The organism is Winogradskyella algicola, from assembly GCF_005869935.1.
Taxonomy (GTDB): Bacteria; Bacteroidota; Bacteroidia; order Flavobacteriales; family Flavobacteriaceae; genus Winogradskyella; species Winogradskyella algicola.
The window spans coordinates 1-20,037 of record NZ_SZQF01000005.1; the positions used below are offsets into that span (position 1 = coordinate 1).

Sequence of the window (20,037 nt, forward strand, 5' to 3'; positions counted from 1 at the left end):
CAGTATTAGCAGAAGACTCATCTTCAGTACACTCTATAGTGACATCTGCAGGAACATTGATTGTAGGATCCGTAGTATCAACTACTGTGATTGTTTGATCAGCAGATACGCTGTTACCACACTCATCAGTTACGGTCCAAGTACGAACAATAGTTTTTGTATTACCACAAGCAGCCGTCTCTACGTCTGACTCAGTAATGGTTACTGTACCACAAGTATCAGCACCAGTAGCAACACCAGTATTAGCAGAAGACTCATCTTCAGTACACTCTATAGTGACATCTGCAGGAACATTGATTGTAGGATCCGTAGTATCAACTACTGTGATTGTTTGATCAGCAGATACGCTGTTACCACACTCATCCGTTACCGTCCAAGTTCTAACAATAGTTTTCGTATTACCACAAGCTGCAGTTTCCACATCTGATTCTGTAATGGTTACTGTACCACAAGTATCAGCACCAGTAGCAACACCAGTATTAGCAGACGACTCATCTTCAGTACACTCAATTGTAATATCAGCAGGAACATTGATTGTAGGATCCGTAGTATCAACCACAGTAATGGTTTGGTCAGCAGACACGCTATTACCACACTCATCCGTTACCGTCCAAGTTCTAACAATAGTTTTCGTATTACCACAAGCTGCAGTCTCTACGTCTGATTCAGTAATGGTTACCGTACCACAAGTATCTGCACCAGTAGCAACACCAGTATTAGCAGAAGACTCATCTTCAGTACACTCTATAGTGACATCCGCAGGAACATTGATTGTAGGATCAGTAGTATCAACAACCGTAATCGTTTGATCAGCAGACACGCTGTTACCACAAGCATCCGTAGCTGTCCATGTTCTTGTTATAGTTTTAGTATTACCACAAGCTGCTACTTCTACATCGCTGAAAGTTACATTAGGAACTGCGCAATCATCAGTTGCGGTTGCAGTGCCAGTACTAGCAGGTGAAGTATCGTCAGTACATTCTACTGAAGTATCGGCAGGAATTGTTAATACAGGGTCGACTGTATCAATAATAGAATAAGTAGCTGTAGTATTTGCCGTGTTACCACACTCATCAATAGCAGTAAATGTTACCGTAATAGCACCATTAGCACAATCTACGTCAGTATTAGCACCATAGTCATTAGACCATGTCACAGTGCCACAAGTATCATTAGCCGTTGCACCTGCATTATTAGCAAGCCATGCTTCTAATGTACCATCAGGTGTCACACCACATTGAATAACAATATTATCTGTATTTGTATTATCTATAGTCGGTGGAGTAGTATCAACCACTGTAATCGTTTGATCAGCAGATACTGAATTACCACACTCATCAGTTACGGTCCATGTTCTAACAATAGTTTTTGTATTACCACAAGCGGCAGTCTCAACATCTGATTCGGTAATGGTAACTGTACTACAAGTATCTGCACCAGTAGCAACACCAGTATTAGCAGAAGACTCATCTTCAGTACACTCTATAGTGACATCTGCAGGAACATTGATTGTAGGATCCGTAGTATCAACAACCGTAATAGTTTGGTCAGCAGATACTGAATTACCACATGCATCTGTAGCTGTCCATGTTCTTGTTATAGTTTTAGTATTACCACAAGCCGCAGTTTCAACATCCGATTCGGTAATGGTTACTGTACCACAAGTATCTGCACCAGTAGCAACACCAGTATTGGCAGAGGACTCATCTTCAGTACACTCTATAGTCACATCTGCAGGAATATTGATTGTAGGATCAGTAGTATCGACAACCGTAATAATTTGAGTTGCTGTTGCTGTATTAGTACAATTGTCTGTAATGGTAAATGTTCTGGTTACTTCTAGTGGACAGTTGCCGGTTGACGTAATGTTATCAATGTAAGTTATTGAAGCTATATTAAAATCATCAGATGCAGTATAATTAGGATTTGAAGCAAAAACTGATTGAATATCACTAGAAGGTGTATCACTGTATTCAAATACAGCATTTGTGTTTGTTATGTCGTTTTCAGAACAACCTTCAATTGTAATAGAAGCAGGAACAGAAATCATAGGATCCTCAGTGTCGTCCACATTTACTGTGTCAGAAATAGTTGTAGTACAACCGTTAGCATCAGTAATTAGAATAGAATAGGTGCCAGCAGCTAAATTTTCAAAAATACCACTAGATTGACTAGTTGATCCATTATCTATTGAGTAAGAATAAGGTGGAATACCACCAGTAGCTTCAGCAGAAATACTTCCATTAGTTTCACCAGTACAATCAATATTTGTAACTCTTACTATAGAACCGCTTACTACTTCGTTAGGTTCCTGAACAGTTGACTGATTGGTGACAGAACATCCATTTGCGTCTGTAACTGTTACATTATAAGTACCAGCAACTAAGTTATTCTGGTCTTCATCAGTTGAGCCGTTGTTCCATAAAATTGAATATGGGGCAGTACCACCAGCAATTGTTAAATCAATTGCACCAGTAGCTTCACCATAGCATAGAATATCTGTTGTAGAAGTTATTGTTGATGTTAATTCTTGTGCAGGTTGACTAATTGTGAAATCATCAGAAATCATACAACCGTTTGCGTCTGTAACGGTTACTGTATAAGTCCCGGCAACAACATTTATTAAATCTTCAGTTGTTGCAGAATTACTCCAAGAGTATGTATACGGAGCTTTACCACCTGCAACAGTTATATCTATTGCGCCAGTTGCATCTGAATTACATACTACGTTAGTTACGGTACCATTTAATTCAAGATTTTCAATTATAATAGGATTACTTCCAAAAGGAGAAAGACATCCCACATATTTATTTCTTACCCATAAACTATAAGTTCCTTCGGTAAGAGAGGAGAATACGTTTGAATCTTGATAATTTGATCCAGCGTCGATTGAATATTCATACTCAGGACCAAGAGGACTTTCAACAGTTAAAACAAAGTCATTAGTTCCATTACAACTAATACTGTAAGTTGGTGCTGGTGGTGTAGCAATATAAGATAGTGTTACGGTACCTGTGTCACAAACACTCGTATTAGGTGCTGGTAAACATACTTCATAATCAAATACTACATCACCCACAAAACCAGGAGAAGGAACATAGGTATATGATCCATCTGAGTTTAAAGTGAATGATTGTCCAGCAGGTGTTGGTCCAGAAACTAAAGAATAGGTAGAACCACTTGGTACATTGTTTTGTTTATCAAGATCATCGCTATACGTTTCATCAACACAGTTAACTTTTGTCTGATCTACAGCATATTTTTGTAAAATGAAAAATTTACCGTCACCATGATCTCTTGTAGCTCCAATAAATTCTATTTTAGTTATATTAGAACCTGTTGGTGCAATATCATCTAAATAGAAAAGACCAATAGCTATGGTTTGCCCATTTTCATTACAACGTCCAGATCTCCAATAATCAGATTGAGGTAGTGGTGGTCCAAAAGTACAGTTTGTGTAATTACCTTGGTTTCGCACAAATGTTTGCCCTAGTTTCTGTTCAACACCTCCACCCGCAGGAATTCCCCAAGCTTCGATGTAAAAACAATTGTTACCACCTCTTTCAGTTACAGCTAATACACCCCCTTCATTAGAAGGAATAGCCGGACTGTAAAAAATAGTTTGTTTTTGAGCATCTGTGGTTGCAGCTGCAGCAAAATTTGTACAAATATTTCTACCGTTTGGATTTGCATTGAAATAGTGATTTAAATTTTTATCTCTAAAAGCAGTTATAGCATTTGACACCCAATTTGGGTCACTACTGTTTCCACCAACATTATTACCATTTTGCTTAATTCCATTAGGATTATGACCATCAGGACCTAACCTTGTCATTTCATAACTCGTAGGTACAACAAACGTTTTGTAAATGGTACCATCAATCGTAATTGATTGGATAGTTGCAGGATCACTATTGTTAGATTGTGTATCTTCCCATTGAAAAGTGACACCTGTCTGGATAGAAGGTGATTGCTGGGCAAAAAACACATTTGGTAGTATAACTAGTAATACGATGAGTATACATTTAGCCACACTTAAGCCTGAAATACAATTGTATTTGTTTCTCATACTATACATAATAACTTATAAAGTCTATGCAGCACTAAATTTTAGATGATGATACACTTTCAAACAATGATAGCACACACCATTTAATATCTAAGCAACATTTTTGTTTTGTTAATTGCAAAAAAAATAGAGGGAAGTATTACTAATGCAAATGAAATCTTGAATGGATTAATATATTTTTGATTTGGGGTCATTTACATTAATTTTACAAAAACAAAAGAACTTATATCTTAAATCTTAAACAAACATTAGAGTTAAAGCGCCAAAATAGTCGTTAAAACGGAAATATGCAACATTTTATCGAAAAAAAATGCATTTAATCGAAACACAATGAAATCAATTACACTCGTAAGACACGGAAAATCGTCATGGGAATTTGATGTTTCAGACACACTAAGACCATTAAAAAATAGAGGAATTAATGATGCAAAATTAGTTGCTAATCAGTTTGTTAAGAGTAATGAATTGCCAGACTTTATATACTCAAGTCCAGCGGTTAGAGCCTTTTCAACATGTAAGATATTTTTAGAGGTATTCAACTTGTCAGAAGATTCTGTTATTGTTAAAGACGATTTATATGATTTTGGAGGTGAAAGTGTCATAAACTTTATCAAAAGATTACCCAATAATTATAATTTGGTTATGATATTTGGGCACAACCATGCTTTTACGTCTATTGCTAATATATTTGGTGATAAATTTATAGATAATCTCCCAACAAGTGGATTAATTAAACTTAATTTTGATATTTCTTATTGGAAAGAATTAAGACAAGGAACAACCGAACTAATAATAATTCCAAAGGAATTAAAAGTATGACAAAACATAAGAATACCTACATTAATAGAGAGTTAAGTTGGTTACAATTTAATGCGCGTGTACTACAAGAAGCAGCAGACGAAACAGTACCTTTAATTGAGCGTCTCCGGTTTTTGGGTATTTTCTCAAATAATCTAGACGAATTTTTTAAAGTGAGATATGCTACCGTAAAACGAATTTATGATGCTGGTAAAGGTGGTAAGAGCGAGTTAGGTGGTATTAAAGCAGGTGAACTACTCGAAGAAATTACTAAGGTAGTTATCGATCAGCAAAGAGAAAGTGTTGAGATATTGAATAAAATAGAGCAAGAACTTGAAAGCGAAAATATATTTATCATTAATGAAACCGAAATAGACAGCGACCATCATGAATTTATAAAGAACTATTTCTATCAAGAAATCAGCCCAGCCTTGGTAGTAATAATTTTAGATGAAGATATAGCGTTACCGGAGCTAAAGGATAGTGCAGGTTATTTAACAATAACGATGTCTAATTCTAATGGAAAAGATCAGTATGCACTTATTGAGATTTCCAAAAGCATGGAGCGTTTCATTGTTTTACCAAATAGAGGTGAAGCCAACTACATTATAATGGTAGATGACGTTATTCGTTATTGTTTAGATGAAATTTTCAACATTTTTAAATACGATTCGATTTCGTCACATATGATAAAAATTACTAGAGATGGTGAGTTAGATTTTGACAGTGATTTAAGTAAGAGTTTTGTAGATAAATTGTCGCGTAGTGTAAAAGGCAGACAAAGTGGTGATCCTGTAAGATTTGTACACGATAAAAACATAGAACCAGATACGTTAAACTTTTTGTTAGAACGTATGGAGATTGACACTAAGGATAGTATAATTCCCGGTGGTCGTTATCATAATCGTAGAGACTATATGGATTTTCCTAGTTTGGGAAGAACCGATCTGCTCTATGATAGAATTAAACCTTTACCAGTAAAGGGATTAAGCTTACAAGAAAGTATTTTTACTACAGTAGCTAAGAAGGATTACTTAGTTTACACTCCTTATCATACCTTTTCATATGTAGTTAAGTTTTTACGAGAAGCAGCTCTAGATCCAAAGGTAAGAACTATAAAAATTACAATTTACAGATTGGCACAAATATCTCATGTGGCGAGTTCACTCATTAATGCAGCTAAAAATGGTAAAGATGTTACTGTCTCTATAGAACTTAGAGCACGTTTTGACGAAGAAGCTAACATTAATTATGCTGAACAAATGCAAGATGCAGGTGTTAAGATGTTGTTTGGTGTTCCTGGATTAAAAGTGCATAGCAAAATGTGTGTTATAGAACGCGAAGAAGAGCATAAGTTAAAGCGTTATGGATTTATAAGTACAGGTAACTTTAACGAATCTACAGCTAAGTTTTATACAGATTTTACACTTCTTACAGCCAACGCTAAAATTCTAAAAGACATAAATAAAGTATTTAACTTTTTAGAAGTTAATTATATAGTTAATAGATATAAACACATAATTGCTTCACCACATTACACTAAAACAAAATTATTCTCTTTGATAGATAAAGAGATTGAAAATGCGAAAAATGGCAAAGTAGCTTACATAAAACTAAAAATGAATAGTATTAGCAGCTATAAAATGGTAGACAAATTGTATGAGGCGAGTAGAGCAGGTGTAAAAATACAAATGATAGTTAGAGGTTTATGTTGTTTAGTGCCTGGTGTTAAAGGAATGAGCGAGAATATTGAAATCATTAGTATTATAGATAAATTTTTAGAGCATACGCGTTTATATGTATTTTCTAATAATAATGATCCTTTAGTATATATATCATCAGCAGATTGGATGACTAGAAATATAGAGCACAGAGTAGAAGTGAGTTGCCCAATTTACGATGAGGATATAAAACAAGAATTACAAGATTTATTTGAGATTTGTTGGAATGATAATGTAAAAGCTCGTCATATTAACGAAACACAAGACAACACGTATCGCAGAAATAATAATACAAAAATCAGAGCTCAGTTCGATACGTACAATTATTACCTAAAAAAGTTAGAAGGATAATATGCTGAAGATTCAAAAATACGCTGCTATAGATATTGGTTCTAATGCAGTAAGATTATTAATTTCAAATATCATAGAACAAAGTGGTAAACCCACTGTGTTTAAGAAAAATTCATTAGTTCGTGTCCCAATTAGACTAGGTGCAGATGTATTTATTAATGGTAAAATATCAAAATACAATCAAGAACGAATGATAGATACTATGAAAGCATTTAGTTTATTAATGAAATCTCATGGCGTAGTTCGTTACAAAGCATGTGCTACGTCTGCTATGCGAGAGGCTAATAATAGTGTAGCTTTATCTAAAAAGATTATAGAAAGCTGTGGAATCAGCATCGATATAATTGATGGAGAGGAAGAAGCAGCTATTATTGCAGCAACAGATTTAAGTACTTATATTGATGAAAACAAGACTTATCTGTACGTAGATGTAGGTGGTGGTAGTACAGAGTTTTCAATTATACATAATGGCAGTAAAGTTAAATCTAAGTCTTTTAAAGTTGGTACTGTAAGACTTCTAAATGATATAGTTACTAGAGAAACCTGGAATGAACTAGAACAATGGATTAAAGAAAATGCATCGGTTTATGATAAAATAGATTTAATAGGTTCTGGTGGAAATATCAATAAAATATTTAAAATCTCCGGTAAGCAGCTTGGTAAACCGTTGACCTATTTCTACTTAAGTAACTATTACCATACCTTACAACAGTATTCGTACGAAGAACGTATTACAGAACTAAATTTAAACCAAGACAGAGCAGATGTTATTATACCGGCAACAAGGATATACTTATCAGCTATGAAATGGAGTGGTGCTAAAGATATTTACGTACCAAAAATTGGATTATCAGACGGTATTATTAAAAGTATCTATTATGAAACTGTTTCTAGTGTCGTTGTATAGTAATTAGGTTGAAAATTACCGTTCAACTACTTTTTTTCTGCTAAAATCTATACATTTACAGCAATTTTAGAATTTAATTTATATTCGCTGTCTCAAATTGAAGATTATGAAAAAATTTTTACTTGCCTCATTATTAGTATGCCTTACAACAATTTGTGTGGCTCAAGAAGTGCGTTATGGTGTAAGAGGCGCACTAAATGTGTCTAATCTAGATTTTGATCCAGATGCAACTTTTGAAAATAAACACAGGAACGGCTTCGCCTTTGCAGGTTTTGTTGAGTATGGCTTTTCTGAAGAGTTAGCTTTGCATACAGAGTTGCAGTGGTCTGCAGAAGGTGGAAAAGATGAAGATCTAAGAGCAGATTACATACAAATGCCAATTTTATTAAAATTGTCTACCTCTGATAGATTGTCTTTTATGGCAGGACCACAAGTAGCGTTAAAAACATGGCAAAACAATGATGGTTTTTCAACATTTGCTTTTTCTGGAGTTATTGGTGCAGAATATATGATAACTGATGAGTTATTTGTTGATGCAAGATTTTCTTATGGATTAACAAACATCTTAGATGAAGATGATCTACCCAATCTAGAAGCTAAAAACCATGTAATGCAATTTGGTTTTGGGATAAAGATTTAAAAAGAAAAATTTAAATAATTTTTGAAGGCTTTAACCTATGGTTAAGGCCTTTATTTTTTTATAAACTTTAGAGTTTTAGTTGAAGAATCCTCAATGACGAAATTAATGAAGTAAACACCAGAAACCACATTTTCAACATTAATAGAATTACTATTCAGAATAGATGACTTTACTTGTTTACCATCGATGGCGTATATGGTGTACTGTAAGTTTTCTGATAAAAGCTGATTGTCTATATTAAGCAAAAGCTCGTCTTCAACAGGGTTTTGTAGTAAAGAAATAGCATATTGATTCACATTATATTCATCTAAGGATAAAGTGGTATCACCAAAAATTAATCTTGCACCTAGTAAATCAGTTAGAATTAATGTGGAACCATTATCAATAATTTCAAATTCGAAGAAGTTTGTAGTGTCATTTCCCAGTATTTCAAAATATATCCCTTCATAGGCTTGCGTAGCACAAGCGGATAAGGTTTCAACAAATTCAGTAATATTAAGATTGTTTGCTCCATTAAATGAGACACCATACTTAGCATTAAACACTTCACATTCACCAACACCATCTAGTTCAGGCAAAAATGGTAATGGTACAAAAATTTCATTGGTTAAGTTAAGATATGGAAAATCACCTTCAGGTATATCAATAATAGGGTTTCCAGGAATATCTATATGATGCAACCACCATGTTGATACTAGTAAAGTGGTTGGTGCTTGTTTTCCAAATACCAACGAATTTCCATCTGTATTTGTTAAGGTTAAAACTTGGTCATCTCCCGTTCCTGTGATTGAATACGTTTGTATACAATCTAAACCACCATTACAATTTAATTCATTATAATAAAGTTCCTCATAAATAGCATAAGGTGCAGTATAACAATCATCTGTAAATGTAGCAGAAATATTAACTGTGATTTCATCAGTATCTACTGAATACGAGCCATTAGAAGCATTACAACCATGACCAGAACTAAAACTTAAAGTTCCTGGTAAATCACCTGAACCGTTTGTGAATTCAAGACTAAAAACATTATAGCTATTAAAATAGTTAGGGTGAGTTACACCTTCTTTAACTATATAGTCTAAATACCAAGTACCTATTAAATCAGTTTGACCATGAGAACTAAAACTGATAAAGGTGAAGAAGCTAATTAAAGCGTAAATGTGTTTCATGGAAATTAGAGCTAATTATAACACCAATTTATAAAATATTATCCATGTACAGTTTCTTTTTTACCTAAATCTTTCATGATGTCTGCTTCATATTCAAGGAGTTGTTGCCATTTTTGATCAACCTCTTTTCTTTCACCGTATTGCCTTGCGAAGTTTAAGAACATGGTATAGTGGTTGGCTTCACTAATCATTAATTTCCTATAAAATTTAGCCAGCTTTTTATCTTCAAGTTCTTCAGAGAGTAATCTAAAACGTTCACAGCTACGCGCTTCAATTAAAGCTGCATAGAGCAATCTATGCACTAATTGTGTGGTTCTACTTCCACCTTTTGGAAAAAACTTCAATAAAGCTAATACATACTCATCTTTACGATCTCTACCTAGTGTCCAGCCACGTTCTAAGATAAGGTCGTGAACCATTTTAAAATGACTCATTTCTTCCTCAACTAAGTCAATCATTTCTTGGACCAGCTCTGTGTATTCAGGGAATCCTACGATCAATGAAATAGCAGTACTAGCCGCTTTCTGCTCACAATAAGCGTGGTCAGTTAATATTTCTTCAATATTTTTTTCTACAATATTTACCCATCTTGGGTCTGTTGGGAGTTTAAGACCTAACATAGTTTTAATAGTTTTCAGTTTGAATGAAGTTTGCTTTTCCTTTGTCGTTAATCAATATTTTGAGATGGGATACCTTATCAGTTTCAGGTATTGCATATACTACATCTATAACTACTGTGTTGGTATAGCTTGGGTCATCATCTACTTGTATAGCGTTTAATATAGCAAGTTTATCAAAGTTATAAAACTCTGAACCTTTTACCAGATTAGGATTAAATTTAAACGCTTTATTCGCTTTTTGCTTATCGAAACTTTTGTCGTAGATAACCTTACTATTTTTTTCAACTAAAATATCAAACTTAAAATTTCGATAATATGTTTGATAATTAATAGTGTCTTTTATTTTAGTAAAGAGAACGCTGTTATCCATATCAGTATAGGCTTTTATCTTAACTCTAAAGCCATTGCTGAGTGTAGTGTCAACTTGGTGTTCTGTATAATTCTCAGGTTTATAAATATCGACTTGTATAGATACCGTTTTTTTAAATTCTTCAATATCTTCTACTAAAGCCTGATTCTTGGTTATGCGTCCTTCACAGCTAATAAAACCAAGAGTAACAATTAAAAGTAAAAAAAGTAAGTTTCTCATAAGCTTATATGTCTAATCCGAAGGTTTGCTTCAGTAATTCTATATTTGGATTCTTTTCTTTTAGCTTTTCGTATTTTTCTCTTGGTGTAAAGGCATATTTTTTTGCAACTTCCTCATTTACAGTAATGTCTAAATGAAGATCATAGTTTTTTAATGTTTTGCGTAAATAGGCGAGAAGCGGGAATTGCGCACGTTCTAACTCTATTTTGTTAGTATTGTTTGAATATGTGAGATGAATTGCGGTGTCCTTTAGTTTAGGCTTATCCATTTGCAGTATGGAAGCTAATATTTTTTCACCTTTTTTAGACACTGAAGCTGTGTAATTATTCCAGGCTTCTGTTAGTGCGTCTTGAGACACAGGTTCTTTTGGTAAATCTTCTTCATCAATAACAACATCTAATTGCCGTATTTGATGTTCTTTTTTTTCTCTAATACTTTTTAATGATAAGCCAGAAGTTGATTTTTTAGCTTTATCGATTGATATTTTTGGAATTGTAATAGGCTCTGAAACTGCTGTAAGTGTTTCTTTCTTTTCTTCTTTTTTCTCAACCTTTGGTTGTTGAACTGTAGGTTTAGATTCTTCAGTTGGTTTATTAACAGGAATTGGTGTAATACCTTTTGTCTGAAAATAAGAAGGTGGAATTATGAAATGTCTGTCATTTTTTTTTTCTCCATCAAAGGTGATAGAGGCTAATTGCATAAGTGTTAATTCAACAAGTAATCTTTGGTTTTTACTTGACTTGTATTTTAAATCACAATCATTAGCAAGTTCAATGCCTTTTAGAAGGAAGGTGTTTGATGTTTTTCGAGATTGCTCTACATATTTTTGTTTGGTTTCCTCTCCGACTTCTAATAAATCAATGGTGGCTTGATTTTTACATACCATTAAATCTCTAAAATGTGAAGCCAAACCAGCTATATAATGATGACCATCAAAACCTTTAGATAATATGGTATTAAACTGCACCAGTAAATCTGGAATTTTGTTTTCTAAGATTAAATCTGTGCTGTTAAAATACGTTTCGTAATCTAATACATTAAGGTTTTCGGTAACCGCTTGTCTGGTTAGATTTTTACCAGAAAAACTTACAACTCTATCAAAAATAGATAAAGCATCGCGCATGGCTCCATCAGCTTTTTGAGCTATAATATGTAAGGCATCGTCTTCTGCTTTTACACCTTGTTCTTCTGCTATGTATTTTAAGTATTCTTTTGCATCAGTTACAGTAATACGTTTAAAATCAAATATTTGACATCTTGATAGAATCGTTGGAATAATTTTGTGCTTTTCTGTTGTTGCAAGGATAAATATGCAGTGTTTAGGTGGCTCTTCTAAAGTCTTTAGAAAGGCGTTAAAAGCAGCTTGAGAAAGCATGTGTACCTCGTCTATGATATACACTTTATATTTACCAACCTGAGGAGGAATCCTTACTTGGTCGGTTAAGTTTCTGATATCATCAACCGAATTATTAGAAGCTGCATCTAACTCAAAAATATTAAAGGCAAAATCTTCATTTTCGCTGGTATTACCATCGCTATTAATCATCTTAGCCAAAATACGAGCACATGTCGTTTTGCCTACACCTCGAGGACCTGTAAATAGCAAGGCTTGGGCTAAATGGTTGTTTTCAATAGCATTAAGAAGCGTATTTGTAATAGCTTGTTGGCCTACAACATCCTTAAAGGTTTGTGGTCTGTATTTACGTGCCGATACTACGAAATGCTCCATTGAAAAGTAACTGAAACACAAATTTAAGAATAACCACAAAATAGCAATTTCTCTAGATTAAAATTTAATAGGAGTTATTAACAATTTATGTAATTTTGACGGCTAGTAAATCGCCTTATCGATTCTAATTTAATTAGGGTAGGAAAGTCCGAACACCATAGTGCAAGCATAGTGGCTAACGGCCACCAGCCGAGAGGCTAGGAAAAGTGCAACAGAAAGAATGTACAGGTAATGCTGTAGTGAAATCAGGTAAACTCTATGCGGTGCAATGTCATGTATACCAACGTTTGAGGGCTGCACGTTCGATGTTGGCGGGTAGGCAGCTAAAGTTTGCTGGTAACAGTAAACGTAGATAAATGATAAGGGTTGGGACTATAAAGGTCTCAATACAGAATTCGGCTTATAGGTTTGCTTATTATAAACAAGCTTCATGAAATATCATGGAGCTTTGTTTTTTTGGAGTCTCTTGTGATTACTTTGTGTCAGAGCTACTTCACAAAATACACAAAAATGACTCAAAGTATCTCAAAGATTAATTTTATCTATTTAAATTTTTTCAACTACTTATTGGTAAGTAATATGATTATTTAGATTGCAATGAAGATTTTATGCCAAATGCCCATTATGGGCTTTCAAAAAAACTAAACATATTACCACCATATTTTTTTGAATGGGAGTAGTGCTTTAAATGGCTTAAATCTGTATGTTTAGAGTGCTCTATTATTAAAAGTCCTTCTTCTTGAAGTAGTTTATTTTCAAAGACTAATTCTAGGATTTTTGAGAATAATTCAACATTAAAATCATAAGGCGGATCAGCAAAAATTATACTGTATTGTTGGTTGTTGTTTTCTAAAAATTTAAAAACATCACTTTTTATAGTTGTTATAGGCATTTCAAATGCTTCAGCAGTGGTATTTATAAATTTTATGCAGCCAAAATGGTCATCTACACTTGTAATTTGTTCTGTACCTCTCGATGCAAATTCGTAACTTATGTTTCCTGTACCAGAAAATAAATCTAATACAGAAATGTCGTCAAAATAATATTGATTATTTAGGATATTAAATAAGGCTTCTTTAGCCATATCTGTTGTAGGACGAACCGGTAATTTTACAGGTGCTACAATTTTTCTGCCTTTATATGTTCCAGAAATTATACGCATTAAAAGGTATTTAATATCAAGTAATGATGGTGTAGTTGGTCTTTATCAACCTTTTCTGAAAAGTTATAATTATAATTAAGCTTTTCAAACTCTACATGCCTTACATATGTATATAACAATTTATATAATTCATCATTTTTATCTACGCTACCACTTAAATGAATTACTGTAGTTTCTGCATCGAGCTTTAGTTGTTCGAAAACAAAGAGAACATAGTAAATAAAATCTTCTTTGCTATGATATTCGAAAACATTAAACAGTTGAAGTTTTTTATTTTCCACAACAGCGACCTCAATCATGGTAGTATTTACATGAAGATATACTTCTGGACTATTACTTTCATTAGCTTTTTGTAAAACAGAATCTAATAATACTGTAGAAGAGTGTTTGTAGGTGAACTCGCCAAAGGTTTCAAAAATATAATTGTTGATGTTAATGTAAGGTATATATACGTTTACGCTCTTATTTACTGCAATTTCATCATGGGTAATGAAATCTGTTTTTAAGATTTTTGTATTGAATTTTAAATAGTCGGCTTTATTGCTTTCGTCATAAAGTTCTTTAGGAACTAAAGTAGATAATTCATTTTGATGTATAACTGTAATTGTGTCAAACTCATCAGAAAATACAGAGTTGGCACTCAATTCTGTTTTTAGACGATTTAAAACATCAAAAGGGTTTAGCTTATGATGAAACTGTATGCTATTTAGAAACTCAATTGTATTGGTAGTTCTGTTTAGTATACAAAAAGAAAGCCCATTCAAATTAACTTGAATGGACAGCTCTTTAATGTTATTTTTATTCAAAATTATTCTTTTGTTGAAAGATCTTTACCCCAATTTCCGCTGGTGTTAACTTCTTCCATAGAACCAATTTTTACGGTTTCACCTTTAACACCTGCTATAGAAACAGCTTGTTTTTCTTTTTCAATTAGATATTGTTCCTGGCCATCTAAAACAATTGCTTTATCAACACTTGCTTCAAAAACTGGAATTTCTTCTATCTTACCTGCCTCTAATTTAAATTTAGCACCAGCTTTACCAACACCAACATCAGCTAGTTTTTTATATCGTGTATCACCTTTAAAAATTGAATCTTTAACATTCCAATAATCTAACGTATCTATTAAAGTAATAGTTTTAAATGTTTCTACACCACCGAAAGCACGTGTACGTTCCTCGTCTAAAACCGTACTGTCTCTTCTTTGGGTAATAGGAATACTATCGTTTTCTATGAAACTTATAAGCTTATCAAAACTACCAGCATACTCGCCTTTTACTTCTTTGTAAGCTATCTGAGAATCTCTAATGTCTACTAATCTATCAATTACAACTTTGTAACGTTCAACTTTCAACTGATTGAATTGTATTTCCTTGTAAACTGACATAAAGGTGATGTACCCAAGAAAAATAATGAGTGCCCATAGTACCAGATTAATTACTGGTTTTAATTTTCTAGGAACAAATTTGTCAATTAACCATACAATTAAAATAGTTAAAAGAATAATACCAATTATTGCTGCAATTACCATTTTTTAGTTTTATTTATTAATTAGCTGTCTCGCAAATCTACAATTTTTTTTTATTGAGAAAAACTATCTAAATAAAAATCATTCAAATTTAAGATAGGTTTTTTATGAAGTTATAATAATGGTATATTGCTCATAATTTAATTTTTATATGATTACAAATGCTTCTGCATTTTACACACTCTTAAAGTCTAAGTTTCCATTTGCACCTACTACCAAGCAAGACAAGGTATTAATGCAATTGTCTCAGTTTATTTTTAATAAATCTTCAAACGATATTTATTTGCTGAGAGGCTATGCAGGTACCGGAAAAACAAGTATTATTGGTACAATTGTAAATAACCTATGGCAGGCAAAAAAAAGTGCAGTTTTGTTAGCGCCAACAGGTAGAGCAGCAAAGGTCATCTCTAACTATTCGAAAAAGGAAGCTTTCACAATACATAAAAAGATATATTTCCCTAAAAAAGAAAAAGGCGGAGGTGTTAAGTTCGTAATGCAGCCTAACAAGCATAGAAATACCATATTTATTGTAGATGAAGCGTCTATGATACCAGACACTCCATCAGACTCTAAATTATTTGAAAACGGGTCGTTGTTAGATGATTTAATGCAATACGTATACTCTGGTCATCAATGTAAGCTTCTATTAATAGGTGATAAAGCACAGTTACCACCTGTTAAATCTGATTTAAGTCCTGCATTAGACTCAGATAAATTAAGTTTAAATTATAACAAGGATGTTTCTGGTGTTGAGTTAGATGAAGTTGTACGTCAAGAGCAAGATTCTGGTATTTTAGAAAATGCTACTGAGTTGAGAGCCACATTGGAATCTGGATTTTATGAGAGCTTTAAATTCAACGTTAAACCATATAAAGATATTGTTAGATTAGTTGATGGTTACGAAATTATGGATGCCATAAATGATGCTTACAGTAGTAATGGTTACGAAGAAACTGCAATTATTGTTCGTAGTAATAAACGAGCCAATCTTTACAACAAACAGATTAGAGAACGTATTCTATTTAATGAGAGTGAATTATCCGCAGGCGATTACCTTATGGTGGTTAAGAACAACTACTTTTGGATAAAGCCAACAACAGAAGCTGGCTTTATTGCCAATGGCGATATTATTGAAGTTTTGGAAATCTTTAGTATTAAAGAATTATACGGTTTTAAATTTGCAGAAGTAAAAGTAAAAATGGTAGATTATCCACGTATGCGACCTTTTGAAACCGTTTTACTTTTAGATACAATTAATGCTGAAAGTGCGTCGTTAAGTTATGATGAATCTAATAGATTGTATCAAGAAGTTGCTAAAGACTATGCCAATGAATCTAGTAATTATAAACGATTTTTAGGTGTTAAGAACAATAAATATTTTAATGCACTTCAGGTTAAATTTTCTTACGCAATAACCTGTCATAAATCGCAAGGTGGACAATGGAACACCATTTTTGTAGAACAACCATATTTACCAAACGGTATGGATAAAGATTACTTACGCTGGTTGTACACAGCAGTAACAAGAGCCAAAGAGAAACTTTATCTTATAGGTTTTAAAGATGAAATGTTTATTGAAAACGACAGTAATTAAGAGATAAAACTTTATTTTTGAATACAGATAAAGCAGATATATGAAGATTATATCCATGATTCCTGCACGCTACAGTGCTTCCCGTTTTCCAGGCAAATTAATGCAAAATTTAGCCGGAAAATCAGTAATACTCAGAACATACGAAGCTACAGTTGCTACAAATCTTTTTAGTGAAGTCTACGTTGTAACTGACAGTGATATCATTTACAATGAAATTGTTAGCAATGGCGGCAAAGCTATAATGAGCCTAAAAGAACATGAGTCTGGAAGTGATAGAATAGCTGAAGCTGTGGCTAATGTAGATTGTGATATCGTTGTAAACGTACAGGGAGATGAACCATTTACAGAGGCAGAAAGCTTAAGAAAAGTATTAGAAGTTTTTAAAGATGATACCAAGAATGAAGTTGACTTAGCCTCTTTAATGGTAGAGATAACGGATTGGGAAGAAATTAATAATCCCAATACGGTGAAGGTTATTGTAGATCAGAATAATTTTGCTTTATATTTTTCAAGAAGTCCAATTCCATTTCCTAGAGATAAAGAAGCAGGAGCGCGTTATTTTAAGCATAAAGGCATTTATGCCTTTAGAAAACAAGCATTATTAGATTTCACCGTTTTACCGATGCAATTTATTGAGGCTACTGAAAAAATTGAATGCATTCGATATTTAGAATATGGTAAAAAAATTAAAATGGTAGAAACTGAAGTGCAAGGAGTTGAGATTGATACACCAGAAGATTTAGAAAGAGCGAAAAAATTGTGGAAATAGACTATAGCAACATAAAAGTAATTGGCTTTGATGCTGATGACACCCTTTGGGTAAACGAGACCTATTTTAGAGAGGCTGAGGAGAAAGTTGGTCATTTGTTATCTCATTACGAGACACCTAATAAAATAGACCAAGAACTTTTTAGAATGGAGATAAAAAATCTTCCAACTTATGGCTATGGTGTAAAGGGTTTTGTATTGTCTATGATAGAGTTGGCCATTGAGTTATCTAATGGTAGAGTTTCTAACGAGATAATTTCTAAGATTTTAGATATTGGTAAAGACATGATTAATAAGCCAATTGAATTACTAGATGGTGTTGAAGAGGTTTTAAAAACCTTATCAAAAGATTACAGATTAATCCTAGCAACAAAAGGAGATTTGTTAGATCAAGAACGTAAACTAGAAAAATCTGGTTTGTTAGAGTATTTTCATCATATTGAAGTATTAAGCGAGAAACAAGAAGCCAACTACGAAAAACTATTGACACATTTAGATATACAGCCATCAGAATTTTTGATGATAGGCAATTCGTTAAAATCTGACATTTTGCCATTGGTAAATATTGGTGCAGAGGCTATACACGTTCCTTTTCATACCACTTGGCAACACGAAAAAGTGAGTAAAAATGAGACTAATGGCTTAGAGTATAAAACTGTAGAAAGTCTAAAAGAGATATTAAATTACATAAAAACTAAATAAACAAACTAAGTTTTTATTTTTGTTAAAGATTTAAAAGTAAATGATATATAAAAATTATCCAATGGTGTCCAGAGTTGTTTTCGGACGCGGAAGTTTTAATCAGTTAGATGAAATTTTAGCGCCTAAACGTAGCGGACGAAATGCACCATTCATATATTATGTAGATGATGTCTTCAAGGGCAATCATTGGTTAACCTCTAGAATTACTTTATCATATAAAGACAAGATCATTTACGTACCAACTAAAGAAGAGCCTAAAACATCTCAGATAGATCAGTTGGTAGAGGATATTATTTTAGAGTACAGCGAGCTACCATCTGGTATTATTGGTATTGGAGGTGGTATTGTAATGGATATTGCTAAAGCAGTCTCTCTAATGTTAACCAACAAAGGTCAGTCTAAAGATTATCAGGGCTGGGATTTAATTAAAAATCCTGCAATATATCACGTTGGTATTCCAACTATTTCTGGTACTGGAGCAGAAGTTTCTAGAACAACAATACTTACTGGTCCAGAACGTAAATTAGGTATTAACAGTGACTACACACCTTTTGACCAAGTTATTCTAGATCCTGAATTAACTAGAGACGTTCCTAAAAACCAGTGGTTTTATACTGGTATGGACTGTTTTGTGCATTGTGTAGAATCGCTCAATGGTACATTTTTAAATGCGTTTAGTCAGAGTTATGGCGAAAAAGCTTTTGAGCTTTGCCAAGAAATATTTTTAGGTGATGACTTATCTGAAGAAGAATCTCAAGATAAGTTAATGATGGCATCGTGGCATGGTGGCATGAGCATAGCATACTCTCAAGTAGGTGTGGCACATGCTATGAGTTACGGGTTAAGTTACTTACTTGGTGTTAAGCATGGTATAGGTAACTGTATCGTTTTTGATCATTTAGAAGCATATTATCCAGATGGTGTTGCTATGTTTAAAAAAATGAAAGAAAAGCACAGCATCAGTTTGCCTCAAGGTATTTGTGCAGACTTAGATGAAGAGCAGTTTAATATTATGATAGATGTAGCATTAAGTTTAGAACCTTTATGGGAAAATGCTTTGGGTAAGAACTGGAAAACTAAGATCACCAGAGATACACTTTTAGAGCTTTACAAAAAGATGTAAGATGCGTTGGCTGGCCAAATTCATTTATTTTAAACTTTTGGGCTGGAAAGTCGTTGGTAACACTAATTTTTCTAAAGACACAATAAAAAAGGCGGTTATTATTGCTGTACCTCATACTAGCTGGCACGACTTTTATATTGGTATTTTATTACGTAAAATAGCAGGTGTTAAGACTAACTTCGTAGCTAAGAAAGAGTTATTTAGATGGCCGTTTGGTTACTATTTTAGAGCTGTTGGTGGTAAGGCTTTAGACCGAACTTCTGGTCAAAATAAAGTTGAAGCTATTGCAGATTTATTTAAAGATGAAGAAGAGTTTAGACTCACTCTAGCACCTGAGGGAACGCGTAAAAAAGTTACAACGTGGAAAACAGGATTTTACTACATTGCTAAAGCAGCTAATGTACCAATCATTATGTTTACACTAGATTTTAAAAATAAACAAAATAAAGTTTCTGAGCCTTTTTATCCTACTGACGATGCTGAAGAAGATTTTAAATTAATGAAAGCGTTTTACCAAGGGGTAGAAGGTAAAGTAAAAGATTACAGCTAAAGTTTTGGCATAAG

At 33.3% G+C, this 20,037-nt stretch carries 17 protein-coding genes and 1 other RNA gene; 10 read left to right on the forward strand and 8 right to left on the reverse strand.

What is annotated here, in order from left to right; translation table 11 throughout:
- Positions 1–4,069, reverse strand: a 4,069-nt coding sequence (locus tag FC091_RS08790; protein ID WP_246035843.1) for an Ig-like domain-containing protein, incomplete at its 3' end; no start/stop codon positions are given.
- A 330-nt stretch (positions 4,070–4,399) separates the two neighbouring features.
- On the opposite strand from FC091_RS08790, the gene FC091_RS08795 reads away from it, so the two are divergent.
- The 4 genes from FC091_RS08795 to FC091_RS08810 all read left to right on the forward strand — a co-directional run bounded on the left by FC091_RS08795 (position 4,400) and on the right by FC091_RS08810 (position 8,486).
- Positions 4,400–4,888 carry a SixA phosphatase family protein gene (locus FC091_RS08795; protein WP_138433906.1) on the forward strand — a complete coding sequence of 163 codons (489 nt, stop codon included), beginning with the start codon at positions 4,400–4,402 and terminating at the stop codon, positions 4,886–4,888.
- Positions 4,885–6,939 (forward strand): polyphosphate kinase 1, encoded by a 2,055-nt coding sequence (gene ppk1, locus FC091_RS08800; protein WP_138433907.1) that lies wholly within the window; start codon positions 4,885–4,887, stop codon positions 6,937–6,939. Before FC091_RS08795 ends, ppk1 begins: the two co-directional genes overlap by 4 nt.
- Before the next feature lies 1 nt (position 6,940).
- Positions 6,941–7,846: a Ppx/GppA phosphatase family protein gene (locus FC091_RS08805; RefSeq protein ID WP_138433908.1), complete on the forward strand. Its 906-nt coding sequence runs from the start codon at positions 6,941–6,943 to the stop codon at positions 7,844–7,846.
- A gap of 106 nt (positions 7,847–7,952) precedes the next feature.
- On the forward strand, positions 7,953–8,486 hold the full coding sequence (locus FC091_RS08810; RefSeq protein WP_138433909.1) for a porin family protein: 534 nt from the start codon (positions 7,953–7,955) through the stop codon (positions 8,484–8,486).
- Between the two features lie 50 nt (positions 8,487–8,536).
- Here FC091_RS08810 and FC091_RS08815 read toward each other — a convergent pair whose 3' ends face one another.
- From FC091_RS08815 to dnaX, 4 genes are read right to left on the reverse strand one after another with little or no spacing between them, the layout of a single operon-like run.
- The gene (locus tag FC091_RS08815) at positions 8,537–9,658 is read right to left on the reverse strand and encodes a T9SS type A sorting domain-containing protein (protein WP_138433910.1); all 1,122 of its coding nucleotides are present in this window, start codon (positions 9,656–9,658) and stop codon (positions 8,537–8,539) included.
- Positions 9,659–9,696: 38 nt separating this feature from the next.
- Positions 9,697–10,278 carry a tRNA-(ms[2]io[6]A)-hydroxylase gene (gene miaE / locus FC091_RS08820; protein ID WP_138433911.1) on the reverse strand — a complete coding sequence of 194 codons (582 nt, stop codon included), beginning with the start codon at positions 10,276–10,278 and terminating at the stop codon, positions 9,697–9,699.
- Positions 10,279–10,282: 4 nt separating this feature from the next.
- A complete protein-coding gene (locus FC091_RS08825; RefSeq protein WP_138433912.1) occupies positions 10,283–10,867 on the reverse strand; it encodes a hypothetical protein in 585 nt (194 codons plus the stop codon).
- A gap of 4 nt (positions 10,868–10,871) precedes the next feature.
- Positions 10,872–12,596: a DNA polymerase III subunit gamma/tau gene (dnaX, locus tag FC091_RS08830; protein ID WP_138433913.1), complete on the reverse strand. Its 1,725-nt coding sequence runs from the start codon at positions 12,594–12,596 to the stop codon at positions 10,872–10,874.
- 102 nt (positions 12,597–12,698) lie between these two features.
- Between dnaX and rnpB the strand changes: the two genes are divergently transcribed.
- An RNA gene (gene rnpB, locus FC091_RS08835) (RNase P RNA component class A) lies at positions 12,699–13,015 on the forward strand.
- Between the two features lie 203 nt (positions 13,016–13,218).
- Here the strand turns inward: rnpB and rsmD are convergent.
- Genes rsmD through FC091_RS08850 form a run of 3 tightly spaced genes read right to left on the reverse strand, consistent with a single transcriptional unit; the run spans position 13,219 to position 15,289 of the window.
- Positions 13,219–13,758 carry a 16S rRNA (guanine(966)-N(2))-methyltransferase RsmD gene (gene rsmD / locus FC091_RS08840; RefSeq protein WP_138433914.1) on the reverse strand — a complete coding sequence of 180 codons (540 nt, stop codon included), beginning with the start codon at positions 13,756–13,758 and terminating at the stop codon, positions 13,219–13,221.
- Entirely contained in the window at positions 13,758–14,564 is an 807-nt protein-coding gene (locus FC091_RS08845; RefSeq protein WP_138433915.1) for a DUF3822 family protein, read from the reverse strand. Before FC091_RS08845 ends, rsmD begins: the two co-directional genes overlap by 1 nt.
- 2 nt (positions 14,565–14,566) lie before the next feature.
- Positions 14,567–15,289: a hypothetical protein gene (locus tag FC091_RS08850; protein WP_138433916.1), complete on the reverse strand. Its 723-nt coding sequence runs from the start codon at positions 15,287–15,289 to the stop codon at positions 14,567–14,569.
- Between the two features lie 148 nt (positions 15,290–15,437).
- On the opposite strand from FC091_RS08850, the gene FC091_RS08855 reads away from it, so the two are divergent.
- The 5 genes from FC091_RS08855 to FC091_RS08875 are packed head-to-tail and all read left to right on the forward strand — an operon-like array spanning position 15,438 to position 20,023.
- Entirely contained in the window at positions 15,438–16,880 is a 1,443-nt protein-coding gene (locus tag FC091_RS08855) for an ATP-dependent DNA helicase (protein WP_138433917.1), read from the forward strand.
- Between the two features lie 40 nt (positions 16,881–16,920).
- Entirely contained in the window at positions 16,921–17,649 is a 729-nt protein-coding gene (gene kdsB / locus FC091_RS08860; RefSeq protein WP_138433918.1) for a 3-deoxy-manno-octulosonate cytidylyltransferase, read from the forward strand.
- A complete protein-coding gene (locus FC091_RS08865; protein WP_138433919.1) occupies positions 17,640–18,350 on the forward strand; it encodes an HAD family hydrolase in 711 nt (236 codons plus the stop codon). The genes kdsB and FC091_RS08865 overlap by 10 nt, the downstream gene beginning before the upstream one ends.
- Before the next feature lie 40 nt (positions 18,351–18,390).
- Positions 18,391–19,473, forward strand: coding sequence for an iron-containing alcohol dehydrogenase family protein (locus FC091_RS08870; protein ID WP_246035844.1), 1,083 nt, complete (start codon positions 18,391–18,393; stop codon positions 19,471–19,473).
- 1 nt (position 19,474) lies between these two features.
- Positions 19,475–20,023, forward strand: coding sequence for a 1-acyl-sn-glycerol-3-phosphate acyltransferase (locus FC091_RS08875; protein ID WP_138433920.1), 549 nt, complete (start codon positions 19,475–19,477; stop codon positions 20,021–20,023).
- Positions 20,024–20,037: the final 14 nt, after the last annotated feature.

Excerpts from the sequence above, each read along its gene's own strand:
- FC091_RS08795 (WP_138433906.1), top strand. The coding sequence starts at position 4,400 with ATGAAATCAATTACACTCGTAAGACACGGAAAATCGTCATGGGAATTT.
- ppk1 (WP_138433907.1), top strand. The coding sequence starts at position 4,885 with ATGACAAAACATAAGAATACCTACATTAATAGAGAGTTAAGTTGGTTA.
- FC091_RS08805 (WP_138433908.1), top strand. The coding sequence starts at position 6,941 with ATGCTGAAGATTCAAAAATACGCTGCTATAGATATTGGTTCTAATGCA.
- FC091_RS08810 (WP_138433909.1), top strand. The coding sequence starts at position 7,953 with ATGAAAAAATTTTTACTTGCCTCATTATTAGTATGCCTTACAACAATT.
- FC091_RS08815 (WP_138433910.1), bottom strand. The coding sequence starts at position 9,658 with ATGAAACACATTTACGCTTTAATTAGCTTCTTCACCTTTATCAGTTTT.
- miaE (WP_138433911.1), bottom strand. The coding sequence starts at position 10,278 with ATGTTAGGTCTTAAACTCCCAACAGACCCAAGATGGGTAAATATTGTA.
- FC091_RS08825 (WP_138433912.1), bottom strand. The coding sequence starts at position 10,867 with ATGAGAAACTTACTTTTTTTACTTTTAATTGTTACTCTTGGTTTTATT.
- dnaX (WP_138433913.1), bottom strand. The coding sequence starts at position 12,596 with ATGGAGCATTTCGTAGTATCGGCACGTAAATACAGACCACAAACCTTT.
- rsmD (WP_138433914.1), bottom strand. The coding sequence starts at position 13,758 with ATGCGTATAATTTCTGGAACATATAAAGGCAGAAAAATTGTAGCACCT.
- FC091_RS08850 (WP_138433916.1), bottom strand. The coding sequence starts at position 15,289 with ATGGTAATTGCAGCAATAATTGGTATTATTCTTTTAACTATTTTAATT.
- FC091_RS08855 (WP_138433917.1), top strand. The coding sequence starts at position 15,438 with ATGATTACAAATGCTTCTGCATTTTACACACTCTTAAAGTCTAAGTTT.
- kdsB (WP_138433918.1), top strand. The coding sequence starts at position 16,921 with ATGAAGATTATATCCATGATTCCTGCACGCTACAGTGCTTCCCGTTTT.
- FC091_RS08870 (WP_246035844.1), top strand. The coding sequence starts at position 18,391 with ATGATATATAAAAATTATCCAATGGTGTCCAGAGTTGTTTTCGGACGC.
- FC091_RS08875 (WP_138433920.1), top strand. The coding sequence starts at position 19,475 with ATGCGTTGGCTGGCCAAATTCATTTATTTTAAACTTTTGGGCTGGAAA.